Source organism: Marixanthomonas sp. SCSIO 43207 (genome assembly GCF_019904255.1).
Taxonomy (GTDB): Bacteria; Bacteroidota; Bacteroidia; order Flavobacteriales; family Flavobacteriaceae; genus Marixanthomonas.
In genome coordinates this window covers 2450244-2462586 of record NZ_CP063203.1, presented here as the reverse complement: position 1 = coordinate 2462586, position 12343 = coordinate 2450244, and the positions used below count along the sequence as shown (strand labels likewise).

The 12343-nt window shown below is 32.4% G+C and carries 10 protein-coding genes; 6 read left to right on the top strand and 4 right to left on the bottom strand.

Annotation, left to right across the window (positions count from 1 at the left end; genetic code table 11):
• The first annotated feature begins 97 nt into the window (after nt 1-97).
• The gene (locus tag INR76_RS11545) at nt 98-1516 is read left to right on the top strand and encodes a hypothetical protein (protein ID WP_223108118.1); all 1419 of its coding nucleotides are present in this window, start codon (nt 98-100) and stop codon (nt 1514-1516) included.
• Nucleotides 1517-1518: 2 nt separating this feature from the next.
• Here the strand turns inward: INR76_RS11545 and INR76_RS11540 are convergent, their stop codons facing one another.
• A complete protein-coding gene (locus tag INR76_RS11540) occupies nt 1519-1809 on the bottom strand; it encodes a chaperone modulator CbpM (protein WP_223108117.1) in 291 nt (96 codons plus the stop codon).
• Nucleotides 1810-1811: 2 nt separating this feature from the next.
• Nucleotides 1812-2717, bottom strand: a complete 906-nt coding sequence (locus INR76_RS11535; RefSeq protein WP_223108116.1) for a DnaJ C-terminal domain-containing protein — start codon at nt 2715-2717, stop codon at nt 1812-1814.
• A 191-nt stretch (nt 2718-2908) separates the two neighbouring features.
• Here INR76_RS11535 and INR76_RS11530 point away from each other — a divergent pair, with 191 nt between their 5' ends.
• The 4 genes from INR76_RS11530 (at nt 2909) to INR76_RS11515 (ending at nt 10040) form a co-directional block, all read left to right on the top strand.
• Nucleotides 2909-4765: a DNA topoisomerase IV subunit B gene (locus INR76_RS11530; RefSeq protein WP_223108115.1), complete on the top strand. Its 1857-nt coding sequence runs from the start codon at nt 2909-2911 to the stop codon at nt 4763-4765.
• Nucleotides 4766-4830: 65 nt separating this feature from the next.
• Nucleotides 4831-7506, top strand: a complete 2676-nt coding sequence (locus INR76_RS11525; protein ID WP_223108114.1) for a DNA gyrase/topoisomerase IV subunit A — start codon at nt 4831-4833, stop codon at nt 7504-7506.
• An 11-nt stretch (nt 7507-7517) separates the two neighbouring features.
• Nucleotides 7518-7952 carry a large-conductance mechanosensitive channel protein MscL gene (gene mscL, locus INR76_RS11520; protein ID WP_223108113.1) on the top strand — a complete coding sequence of 145 codons (435 nt, stop codon included), beginning with the start codon at nt 7518-7520 and terminating at the stop codon, nt 7950-7952.
• 108 nt (nt 7953-8060) lie between these two features.
• The gene (locus tag INR76_RS11515; protein WP_223108112.1) at nt 8061-10040 is read left to right on the top strand and encodes a response regulator; all 1980 of its coding nucleotides are present in this window, start codon (nt 8061-8063) and stop codon (nt 10038-10040) included.
• 17 nt (nt 10041-10057) lie between these two features.
• Here the strand turns inward: INR76_RS11515 and INR76_RS11510 are convergent, their stop codons facing one another.
• Nucleotides 10058-10429 carry a DNA topoisomerase IV gene (locus INR76_RS11510; RefSeq protein WP_223108111.1) on the bottom strand — a complete coding sequence of 124 codons (372 nt, stop codon included), beginning with the start codon at nt 10427-10429 and terminating at the stop codon, nt 10058-10060.
• A 62-nt stretch (nt 10430-10491) separates the two neighbouring features.
• Nucleotides 10492-10905 (bottom strand): helix-turn-helix transcriptional regulator, encoded by a 414-nt coding sequence (locus INR76_RS11505; RefSeq protein WP_223108110.1) that lies wholly within the window; start codon nt 10903-10905, stop codon nt 10492-10494.
• Between the two features lie 288 nt (nt 10906-11193).
• Between INR76_RS11505 and INR76_RS11500 the strand changes: the two genes are divergently transcribed.
• A complete protein-coding gene (locus INR76_RS11500; protein WP_223108109.1) occupies nt 11194-12333 on the top strand; it encodes a M14 family zinc carboxypeptidase in 1140 nt (379 codons plus the stop codon).
• Nucleotides 12334-12343: the final 10 nt, after the last annotated feature.

The following is a 12343-nucleotide window of genomic DNA, read 5'->3' as shown; positions in this document are numbered from 1 at the left end:
CTGAACAGTTTTATTTTAACATTGCATTAATGTGATTTTATAATACATTTCTGAAATAGTATAATTCAAAGTATCTTCGTGTTGTATTTCATTATTTATGAATAAAAAGGAATATTTACTTTTTTCAGCAATTGTAATTCTATTGTTAATAGAGTTTATACTTTGTGTTGATCTTCCTTTTTTTTGGGACGGAATAAGCAAAGCAAACAGAGCTACTTGGATATATGATACTAACTTTTCAAGTTTAATCCTTCCTACTGAATATGCTTCTGGTCATCCGCCTTTATGGATAGTTAGTCTGGCTGTTTTTTGGCAGTTTTTTGGAAAAACACTTTTTGCTTCAAGGTTATTACTTCTTCTTGTTAATGTGGGGGTTTTTTATCAGTTGTTATTGCTTTGTAAACGTAGTTTTATCAAGATGGTTCCTATCTTTTTGTTTTTTATTGTTTGTCTGGAGCCTACATTAATTGCACAAACTACTAGTTTAAATAATGATATGATGTTATTGTTTTTTACGCTATTTGCTATAAACGCTTTACTGAAAAATAAATGGCTTTTATTGGCTCTCGCGGTCTCAGGGTTGTTACTTACCAATTTAAGAGGGATTTACTGCTTTATTGCAATAATTATTATTCATATTATTTATACCAGAAAAAATCTATTGGTGTTTAATAAAAAAATGATTTTTGCTTATGTTGTTTCAGCAATAGCTTTTGGAGTCTTTCTTATATACCAATACAATGAATTGGGCTGGGTATTAATAACCAAAAATGAAACGTATGCTTCACATCGTGAAACGGCCTCTTTTTTTAGAATTGCAAAAAATACAGCAGCTTACATTAAAAACTTTTTAGACTTTGGTCGTTTAGCTGTTATTATTCCATTACTGGTTTTACTCTTTAAAGTCTTCCGAAGTAAAAAACAGATTCTTGACCATCAATCTAAACAATTATTAATTGCATTATTGGTGTTTGCAGTTGTTTTCTTTTTAGGATTTGTTCCGTTTTCAAACCCAATGGGGCCAAGGTATTTGCTTATTTGTTTTATTCTTGCAAACATTTTATTTATCAATTTGTTATTTGCCTTTCATTTACGAACTAACATTAAAAAAGGGTTGCTTTCACTAGTTGTAATTGCGTTTGTATCTGGTCATTTTTGGATTTATCCTACAACCATTTCACAAGCGTGGGATAGTAGCTTGGCTTATTTAAATTATTATAAGCAGGAAGAGAAAATGCTTCAGTATTTATCTGAAAATGATTTGTCTCACCAAATAATTGGTACAAATGTGCGATTAAATAGTAAAAGTCTATCCAGATTGGAAAAACCTACAAAGGAGTTTGAAATGTTTCCGGAGTTAAACCTTCAAGAAAACAAATTTGTTATTTTTTCAAATATTGAAAATAAAACTAGTGACGAGGAGATTTATCAATTACAAAACAACTGGGAAAAGGTTGCAACCTATAGTCAGTTAGGCGTATATATTACTTTATATAAAAATCCTGAAAGCGATTAATTTTACTCGTATAAAGAAAGGGTTTTACGAGTAGATTTTAATTCACTTTCAACTTTTTTTAGGCGTTTAACTAGGTGATTAATAACATCAATCCCTTCTATATTTACGCCCAGTTCTTTATGAAGCCTAAACATACGTTCTATTTCGGTTGTGTCATCTTCTGTAATGCAAACTTCAGATTTTAAAACTGTTGTTTTAATGAGCCCATATTCTTCCAAAGTGGTTACAAAAGCACTATCTATATTAGTCTTTTCACAATATGTTATCACTTTTATATACTTTGTTTGTTCCATAATTAACGTAATTTTGAAAGTTGACTAAACAATTCTTTTTCTTTTTCTGAAAGGTTGTTTGGCAGCTTAATTTTATAAGTTATAATCAAATCTCCAAATTGTCCTTCTTTTTTGTAAACAGGCATTCCTTTTCCTTTAAGTTTAACCTTGGTGTTATTTTGTGTTTCTGGTTTTACGGTAAGTTTAACTTTTCCTGTAAGAGTGTCGATAGTTACTTTTCCTCCTAAAAGAGCTGTGTAAAGGTCAATTTCTTGTGTTTTGTGTAAATTTTTTCCGTCGCGTTTGAATGATGTGTTATTAAGAATTTCAAATGTGATATATAAATCACCTTTGGGGCCGCCGCCTGTACCTTCGCCTCCATAACCATTTATTTTTATAGTTTGTCCATCTTCAACACCTGCCGGAATGGTAATTCGTATTTTTTTAGTTCCTAAGTCAATAGTTTGTTTTTGCGTTGTTAAAATATCAGTTAAGTTTAATCTAAGTGTGGCGTTGTAATCTTGACCTTTAAATTGAGCGTGAGTTTGTTGTTGGCGTGAAAAACCACCGAACATAGATTCAAAAAAATCTGAAAACTCGCTTTCGTCAAAATTACCACCACGCGTGGTGTAAGTTCTTCTTTGGCCTCTGCCAAAACCACTAGAAGCTTGTTGTTTTCTTTTAGCTTCCTCAAAGGCATCTGCGTGTTCCCAATCTTTACCGTATTGGTCGTATTTCTTTCTTTTTTCGGGGTCGCTTAAAACTGCATGCGCTTCATTGATTTGCTGAAACTTTTGTTGTGCTTTTGTATCATCAGGATTGATATCTGGATGATATTTTCTTGCTAATTTTCGATATGCTTTCTTAATTTCGGCCGTAGTAGCCGTTTTTGTTAATCCTAAAACCTTATAGTAATCTATAAATTCCATAAAATTTTCTAATAACTCATTAATATAACAGTGTTTAATTGTGAAATTACAAAGAATTTGAATTAATAAAAGTTAATACATCCTAAAAATCTTACTAACAATATTTTATCAATTATTGTTAATTACTTTCGGTTTTTCAGGTTTCAAAATTGAAGCTTAAACCCTATATTTATTGCTTATTCAGGTTTTTTATGTCAGAAACAAAATACACAGAGGATAATATTAGATCGTTAGACTGGAAGGAGCATATTAGAATGCGTCCAGGGATGTATATTGGTAAACTAGGAGATGGTTCTTCACCCGATGACGGTATTTATATATTACTTAAAGAAGTGATAGACAACTGTATAGATGAGTTTGTGATGGGTGCCGGAAAAACCATTGAGGTACGCATAAAAGACAAAGAAGTAAAAGTTCGTGATTACGGTCGTGGTATCCCGCTTGGAAAAGTAGTTGATGTAGTTTCAAAAATGAATACCGGAGGGAAGTATGATACAAGAGCTTTTAAAAAATCTGTAGGTCTTAACGGTGTAGGTACCAAAGCTGTAAATGCTCTATCTGCTTTTTTTAAAGTAGAATCTGTACGTGATGGGCAGCATAAATGGGCTGAGTTTAGCCTTGGTGAACTTAAAAACAGCCCAGAAATTGAAGAATCTGGAAAACGCAAAGGAACTCGTATTGAGTTTATTCCAGATGAAGCTATTTTTAAAAACTTCAAATACCGAAATGAATACGTAGAAAAAATGTTGAAAAACTACGTATATCTCAATCCGGGACTTACAATAGATTTTAACGGTGAAAAATTTAAGTCTGAAAACGGACTTAAAGATCTTCTAGAGGATAAAATGTCAAAAGAAGACATGTTATACCCAATTATCCACTTGAAAGGTGACGATATAGAGATTGCTTTAACGCACAGCAAATCACAATATAGTGAAGAATATCACAGTTTTGTTAATGGTCAAAATACCACACAAGGGGGTACCCATCAATCTGCTTTCAGAGAGGCTGTGGTAAAAACCATAAGAGATTTTTATGGTAAAAACTATGATGCTAGTGACGTGCGTAAATCCATTGTTTCTGCTATAAGCATAAAAGTGATGGAGCCGGTTTTTGAAAGTCAAACAAAAACCAAATTAGGTTCTACCGATATGGGTGGTGATTTGCCAACTGTACGAACCTATATTAATGATTTTGTAAAGCGAAACTTAGATAATTTTCTTCATAAAAATCAAGAAGTAGCAGAAGCATTACAACGTAAAATTATTCAAGCAGAACGTGAGCGTAAAGATTTAAAAGGAATTAGAAAATTAGCTCGTGATCGTGCCAAAAAAGCCAGTCTTCATAATAAAAAACTACGTGATTGTAGAGTACATTTGGGAGACATGAAAAAAGAAAGGCGTTTGGAAACTACACTTTTTATTACCGAGGGAGATTCGGCAAGTGGTAGTATTACAAAAAGCCGTGACGTGAATACACAAGCTGTTTTTTCATTACGTGGTAAGCCGCTCAACAGCTACAACATGAGTAAGAAAATTGTGTATGAAAATGAAGAATTTAACTTGCTTCAAGCGGCATTAAATATTGAAGACTCTATGGAAGATCTTCGTTATAACAATATCGTGATTGCTACTGATGCTGATGTTGACGGTATGCACATTCGGTTATTGTTGATAACGTTTTTTCTTCAATTTTTTCCTGAGTTAATAAAGCAAGGACATTTGTACATTCTTCAAACTCCATTATTTAGAGTTCGAAATAAAAAAGAGACTATTTATTGTTATTCAGAAGAAGAACGAAGAAATGCCATGGAAAAATTAAAACCAAAACCTGAAATTACTCGATTTAAAGGTTTGGGTGAAATTTCACCAGATGAGTTTAAACATTTCATTGGTGACAACATTCGCCTAGATCCAGTAATGCTAGACAAAGCCATGAGTATTGATGAGCTGTTAGAATTCTATATGGGAAAAAACACACCAGACCGCCAAGAATTTATTATCGAAAACCTGAAAGTAGAGTTAGACGAAGTAGAACCTGCGGTTTAGTTAAGAGCAAACACGATCATTACAATCAAAACTATAGCTATTAAAAAGTAATACGTTAGTACCCTATGAGTGAAGAACTCAACAACGAAGAAGAATTAAATCCCCAACAAGAGGGAAATCACGAAAATAGTGAAACCATAACCAAGGTTACCGGTATGTACCGTGATTGGTTTCTAGATTATGCCAGTTATGTGATTTTGGAGCGTGCAGTTCCAGCCATTGAAGATGGTTTTAAACCCGTGCAGAGGCGTATCATGCATTCTATGAAAGATTTGGATGATGGCCGTTACAACAAAGTTGCCAATATTGTAGGGCATACTATGCAATACCACCCACACGGTGATGCCAGTATTGCCGATGCGATGGTGCAGATTGGGCAAAAAGATCTATTGATTGATACTCAAGGTAACTGGGGTAACATTTTAACTGGAGACAGAGCAGCTGCTTCACGATATATAGAAGCACGACTCTCAAAATTTGCACTCGATGTTGTATATAATCCCAAAATAACTGGTTGGCAAGCCTCGTATGACGGACGTAAAAAAGAGCCTATTAATCTACCGGTAATGTTCCCGTTATTACTTGCTCAAGGAGCAGAAGGTATTGCTGTTGGTCTTTCTACAAAAGTATTACCACATAATTTTATTGAGTTAATTGATGCTTCAATTAAACACTTGCAAGGCAAACGATTTCAGTTAGTTCCAGATTTTCCAACTGGCGGAATTATGGATGCAACAGACTATAAAGATGGAGTTCGTGGCGGAAAAATAAGAAGTAGGGCTAAGATAAGTCAGTATGATAAAAACATTCTGGTAATTACTGAAATACCTTACGGAACTACAACCTCTTCTTTAATTGACTCTATTTTAAAAGCCAATGACAAAGGAAAGATTAAAGTAAAAAAGATTGAAGATAATACCGCAGCAGAGGTGGAAATTTTAGTCCATATTCCAGGCGGTATTTCTCCAGATAAAACCATTGATGCTCTTTATGCATTTACCAATTGTGAAACTTCAGTTTCGCCTTTAGGTTGTGTAATTGAAGACAACAAACCTCTTTTTATTGGTGTTTCTGAAATGCTACGCCGTTCTACAGATAGAACAGTTCAACTATTAAAGAGCGAACTCGAAATAAAACTTCAAGAGTTTGAAGAACAATGGCACTTTGCTTCTTTGGAGCGTATATTTATTGAAAATAGAATTTACCGCGATATTGAAGAAGAAGAAACTTGGGAAGGAGTAATTCAAGCAATTGACAAAGGGTTAAAACCACATACCACACACCTAAAACGAGCAGTAACTGAAGAAGACATTGTTAGGCTAACAGAAATACGAATCAAGCGTATTTCAAAATTTGACATCGATAAAGCACAGCAAAAAATTGACGCACTTGAAGATAACATTGCCGAAATAAATCATCACTTAGACAATTTAATAGAGTATGCTATCGATTATTTTAAGCGTCTTAAAAAGGATTATGGTGAAGGAAAAGAACGCAAAACAGAAATACGTGTTTTTGAAGACATAGAAGCTACAAAAGTAGTTATTCGTAATACAAAACTTTACGTTAATAGGGAAGAAGGCTTTATAGGTACAAGTCTTCGTCGTGATGAGTATGTAACAGATTGTAGTGATATTGATGATATTATAGTATTTACTGAAGAAGGTAAAATGATGGTTACCAAAGTAGATACCAAAACATTTATAGGCAAAAACATCATACATGTTGCTGTATTTAAGAAGAAAGACAAACGCCGAATTTACAACATGATTTATCTTGATGGTAAAAACGGAACTACTTACGTTAAGCGATTTTCTGTAACCTCAATGACACGGGACCGAGAATATGATCTCACCCAAGGAAAAAAAGGAAGTAAGGTGTTGTATTTTACAGCAAACCCTAATGGCGAAGCCGAAGTAGTTACCATTTTATTACGTCAGAAAGGAAATATTAAAAAACTAAAATTTGATCTCGATTTTGCCGATCAAAAGGTAAAAGGAAGACGGTCAAAAGGTAATATCGTAACAAAATATCCTGTTAAGCGTGTAGAATTAAAAGAAAAAGGATTGTCAACTTTAAAACCAAGGAAAATTTGGTTTGACGATACTGTACAACGCCTCAACATGGATGGCCGAGGAGAGCTTTTAGGTGAATTCAGAAGTGAAGATAGATTATTGATTGTAAAGCAAGACGGTACAGTAAAAACAGCAATTCCAGAATTAACCCTACGTTTTGATGATGATATGATTGTGTTGGAAAAATGGGAACCCAAAAAACCACTTTCAGCTATCTATTGGGAAGGAGAAAAAGAATTGTTTTATGTAAAACGATTTTTAATTGAAAACCCCGATAAAGAAGAAGTAATTATTTCAGACCATTCAAAATCATACCTTGAGAAGATTTTTACAGATCACCGTCCCATGGCCGAAGTTGTTTTTGTAAAACAAAGAGGTAAAGAGCGTCAAGATAATCTTGAAATTAATCTAGAAGAATTTATAGCTATAAAAGGTATTACTGCTTTAGGAAACCAATTAACAAAGGATAAGGTTTTGGAAATTAACACATTAGATCCCTTGCCATATACACCTCCCAAAGTAACACCTCCAGAAGATATGGATGTTGTTGATGAAGAAGATGTTACCGAAGATAATGATACTTCAGAAGAAACATCAGAGTCACAAAAAGCTTCAGATAACAACAAAACTGATAATGACGGAGAAGGGCAAACATCACTTTTTTAAATACATTTTAAATGGCCGGACTTTTTAAAGAGTTTAAAAACTTTGCTATAAAAGGCAATATGATTGATATGGCGGTAGGGATTATCATTGGTACCGCTTTTAATAATGTAGTGAGTACGTTGGTTAAAAAGGTAATAATGCCACCTTTGTCACTCTTAACCGATGATGTAAAACTATCAAATAAAAAGTTTGTTTTAAGAGAAGCTGCAGACTCTGTTGAAGAAGTAGCGATTGGTTATGGTGAACTTTTTGAAGTGTTGATAGACTTTGTAATTATTGCTTTTACCATATTTGTAGTTATTAAGTTTATAAACAGGTTTAAAAGAAAATCTGAAGACCCTAAAAATAAAGAAGTTGAAACGCCTAAAAACATAGAAATTCTCTCCAATATTGAGAAATTAATGGAAGAACAAAACCGTTATTTAAAACAAAAAAATAGCGATTAATTTTTTCTAATATATTTTATCAGTAAATTATTGTGGCGTTTTTCTTTCGGTATGAGGAAAAAAAATTCAAAAGCGTTTTATTATATATCACTATTTATCTTTTTAATAGTGAGTTTTTTAGCGTTTTTTATTTATTTCAGAGCAAATTCAGAATTAGAAAAAGAATATAACGCAAAACTTCAATCACTTAGTGAAATAACTGTAAAAAACTTTGAAAAAACAGTTTTCGATAATATAACCTATTTAGAAAATCTTAAAGAGCGCATCGTTGAAAGTAAAGGCGCTTATTTTAAGTATTGGCAAAATGATGCTAATAGAATCATTGAACAAAACTCAGCAGTTAAGTTTGTAGAGTTTATTGACAGTACTGGTGTTATTAGGTCTGTTGTTCCATATGAAGAAAATAAAAAAGTTATCAATCTAGACATTACAGAGCTAGATTATCGATATGAAGACTGGCTGGAAAACACCCGTAACAATACCATAAACATCACTAATTGGGTAGCTTTGACTCAAGGAGGAGATTTGTTTTTGGTAGATGTGCCAATATATTATGATGGAAAATTTCAAGGAACCATAACAGCAGGAATGGACTTTGAAGACCCGTTTAATACAATAAGCTCAAATATAAATGAACAATACTCAATAACTATTGAAGATAATATTGGAACGGTTTTTTACAGCTACAATACCATAAAGAATAAAGTTACAGACAGCTCAAGTATATTTAATTCTGTAATAACAGTAGATGAGTTTGATAAAAAAAACTGGAATTTTAATTTTTCTTTCAGCGGAAATCAAGGACTCAATGAAAGGCAGTTTGTGCAAAAAGCTGCATTGGTATTTGGATTGATATTGGCTGTACTTATAGGTTTGTTGGCTTTATTCTCCTTACAAGTTCAAGAAAAAGCAAAACAATTATTCGCTACCAATAATGCTTTAAAAGAATTAAATACCAAGATACGAAAGGAACAAGAAAAAGCGCTCAAGGCTTCAAATGCCAAAACTCAGTTTTTGTCAAATATGAGTCACGAGATTCGTACCCCGCTTAATGCCATTCTGGGACTTGCCGATGTTATTCATATAGACGATATGAGTGATGAAAATAAAAACTATGTACAGCTTTTACGAAATTCTTCAAAATCGCTTTTATCATTGGTGAATGACATTTTAGATATTGATAAAATTGAAATGGGAAAAACAGAATTGGTAGAATCCTATTTTCAACCAAAGGATACATTGCAAAAAATTGTAAAAACCTATGAACCCGAAATACGCAATAAAGGGCTGCAATATATAGTAAACTTTCCAGAAGAACCTTCTTCTATGGTTGTGGGTGACCATTCAAAAACCATTCAAATATTTACAAATCTTTTAAATAACGCCATAAAATTTACCAATTCAGGAAGTATTCAAGTTGATTATTTTGAAGAAGTAATTGATGATAACTTACAATTCAATTTTACCATAAAAGATACCGGTATTGGTATTTCAGAAAAGAAACTTCCTTTGGTTTTTGATAGGTTTGTTCAAGTTGATGATGGAACTAGAAAAAAACACAGTGGTAGTGGGCTAGGACTTGCAATAACTAAAGGATTGGTTGAGTTTTTAAATGGATCTATACTTGTAAAAAGTGAAGTACATAAAGGAACTGAATTTAATGTACAATTATCATTTCCTATAGCAGACAACTTTTCTGAAGAAGAGATTGAGTATTTAAAATTAACAGGAATAAAAACATTGATTGTTGATGACAATAAAATCAACACTATAGTTTTAAAGAAAATGCTCGATCAATCTGGTTTAAATGCTGACATTGCCTTAAGCGGTAAAGAATGCCTTGATAAAGTGAACACAACCAAGTATGACCTTATTTTTATGGATGTACATATGCCCAATATTGATGGTTTTGAGATAGTGGAACAAATCAGGCTTTATAACAACGATACTGTGATTTTCGGCTTTTCGGCAGATGTAACTAGAGAAGCTATTGATAAAGGTAAAAAAGTAGGGATGGATGAGTATCTTATAAAACCAATAGACCAAAAAAGATTACTGTATTTATTGGCAAAGTACTTTAAAAAATAACCTAGCTGATAAAATCTCTATTGTACCTTAACTGCAACTCCTTTTTTACGAGTAGTTTGCCCTACAACATTGTACTCAAAAGTGTATTCATTGCCATCTGTAGTTAAGATTTTCATATGAATCGCTTTTTCTTCGGCTCTATTTTTTGGGTTGATTTTTTTTACAATGTACTCACAGTCATTTATCCAGCGAATGCTAGAAGTATCTGCTTTTCCTTCATAATAGTCAACCTCAATAGAATCGTTACGCACAAAGGTGGTCGTTTTTAATTCTGTACCAACAAGAGCTTTAAACTCAAATTTGCCGGTTTTAAATTTTTTGCAATTTCGTTCAGGTTCGTAACAACCTACAAGTAGGGAAGAAATGACAAGAAGTATAAAAAAACGCATACAATAGAATTTCTACGCAAATTTCTGATTTTTTTGTCAAATTATCGAGCGTAATAGCTTATTTAATTTGAATAAGATTTAAACGAACCATCGGTGTAAAATACCACGATACGCTCAATTTTTTTTGAATTTGAAGATTCTGTCTTTTCATGTGCTTGCTGAGTAGCTTCAGTTATTTTATTTGAAATATCAGATTCTGGTTTTTTGGGAATAGATTGTGCAGGTGAATTTTTTGTTTCTTGTTTTTCAGAGTTGGGGAAGGATCCTTTTCCATTTAATAACCAATACAATTCTACCTCAGGAAAAGTTTGCACTACTTTCATTACAAATTCTAAACTTGGTTTGTTTCTTCCTGATAAAAGATGCGAAATAGTGGAGCGGTTAAACTCAATCTCTTCAGAAAAAGCAGTGGCAGATAAACCATAATATTCGATGATTTTTTCCAATCTTTTTGTAAAATCTGAGCTGTTTACCATTGTAACAAAGGTTCTAAAAGAATAACGTTTACAAATGTAAAATATTTTATTTTAGTATCAAAAAAACATCCTAAAAACGTTAAAATATATTAATCTTATTGTTTAAGTTGATTGCTATAATATATTGATAAATAGATTATTAAATAAATTAATTTGATTTGTTTATTTGATTACCTTAAAAGCACAAACTTGGCTAGTTTTTGTTTACAGTGTAAAACAAACTGACCTAAAAATATGTTTACATTGGTAAACATAGCATTGTTTATTTTTGTAAACAGATAAATTTATATGGAAATTGTTAATCAGTATTTAACTCATTTTAAATCGGCATTGAAAGGACGGTATATTACCTTTGAACACATTGAACCGTTACTTAAAAAAAGTCCGCGTGTTGAAATTTTGAAGTATGGTGTTTCAGAAAAAGGAAAGAACATTCCGCTTTTAAAAATAGGAAATGGGCCTCATAAAATTTTAGCTTGGTCTCAAATGCACGGAAATGAATCTACAACTACCAAAGCTGTTTTTGATTTTTTAAAATTTATAGAACAAGAAAAAGTATATCAAAATGAAATTTTAAAGTTTCTAGATCAAAATACCTTGTTTTTAATCCCTATGCTCAATCCTGATGGAGCAGAGCTTTATACTCGCAATAATGCAAATAATATTGACCTTAATAGGGATGCGAAGCAACTTACTCAAAAGGAAAGCAGTTTTTTAGATGCTGTTTTTACAGAAGTTACTCCAGATTTGTGTCTTAATTTACATGACCAACGTACTATTTATGGTTTAAACACAAATAAACCGGCTACTGTATCGTTTTTATCTCCTGCTGCAAATTCTAGCAGAAGCGTGACTCCAGCGCGTAAAAAGGCTATGAATTATATTGTAGCAATGAATAACTTACTTCAAGATCTTATTCCGGATCAAGTAGGGCGTTATGACGATACATTTAACAGTAATTGCGTGGGTGATCGATTTACTTCGTTAAGAGTGCCTACAATTTTGTTTGAAGCGGGGCATTATCCAGATGATTATCAACGTGAAAAAACAAGAGAATTTATATTTTATGCTCTTTTAAATGTCTTCGGAATTTTAAAACCTGACACAGCATCTCAAACCAGCTACGATGAATACTTTAATATTCCTGAAAATAAAAAAAACTATTGCGATATTCTCTTGCAGAATGTGCAGGTAAAACCAGGAGTTTATATTTCAATAGCTATTCAATATGAAGAGGTTTTAAGTGAAAAGTCTATTGATTTCATCCCGGTTATCAAGGAGTTAAGTCCTAAGGAACACCTTTTAGCGCATAAAATTATTGACATAGGCAAGGAAATGATATTGATAAATTCTCAAGAAAATATCTATATAGACGATAAAATATATACAATTTGTTATAAAAATACAGGTAAAGAGATTATTTTATAATAAATAAGTT

Bases quoted from the DNA above. Each gene is read 5' to 3' on its own strand.
- INR76_RS11545 (WP_223108118.1), top strand. From the start codon at position 98: ATGAATAAAAAGGAATATTTACTTTTTTCAGCAATTGTAATTCTATTG.
- INR76_RS11540 (WP_223108117.1), bottom strand. From the start codon at position 1,809: ATGGAACAAACAAAGTATATAAAAGTGATAACATATTGTGAAAAGACT.
- INR76_RS11535 (WP_223108116.1), bottom strand. From the start codon at position 2,717: ATGGAATTTATAGATTACTATAAGGTTTTAGGATTAACAAAAACGGCT.
- INR76_RS11530 (WP_223108115.1), top strand. From the start codon at position 2,909: ATGTCAGAAACAAAATACACAGAGGATAATATTAGATCGTTAGACTGG.
- INR76_RS11525 (WP_223108114.1), top strand. From the start codon at position 4,831: ATGAGTGAAGAACTCAACAACGAAGAAGAATTAAATCCCCAACAAGAG.
- mscL (WP_223108113.1), top strand. From the start codon at position 7,518: ATGGCCGGACTTTTTAAAGAGTTTAAAAACTTTGCTATAAAAGGCAAT.
- INR76_RS11510 (WP_223108111.1), bottom strand. From the start codon at position 10,429: ATGCGTTTTTTTATACTTCTTGTCATTTCTTCCCTACTTGTAGGTTGT.
- INR76_RS11505 (WP_223108110.1), bottom strand. From the start codon at position 10,905: ATGGTAAACAGCTCAGATTTTACAAAAAGATTGGAAAAAATCATCGAA.
- INR76_RS11500 (WP_223108109.1), top strand. From the start codon at position 11,194: ATGGAAATTGTTAATCAGTATTTAACTCATTTTAAATCGGCATTGAAA.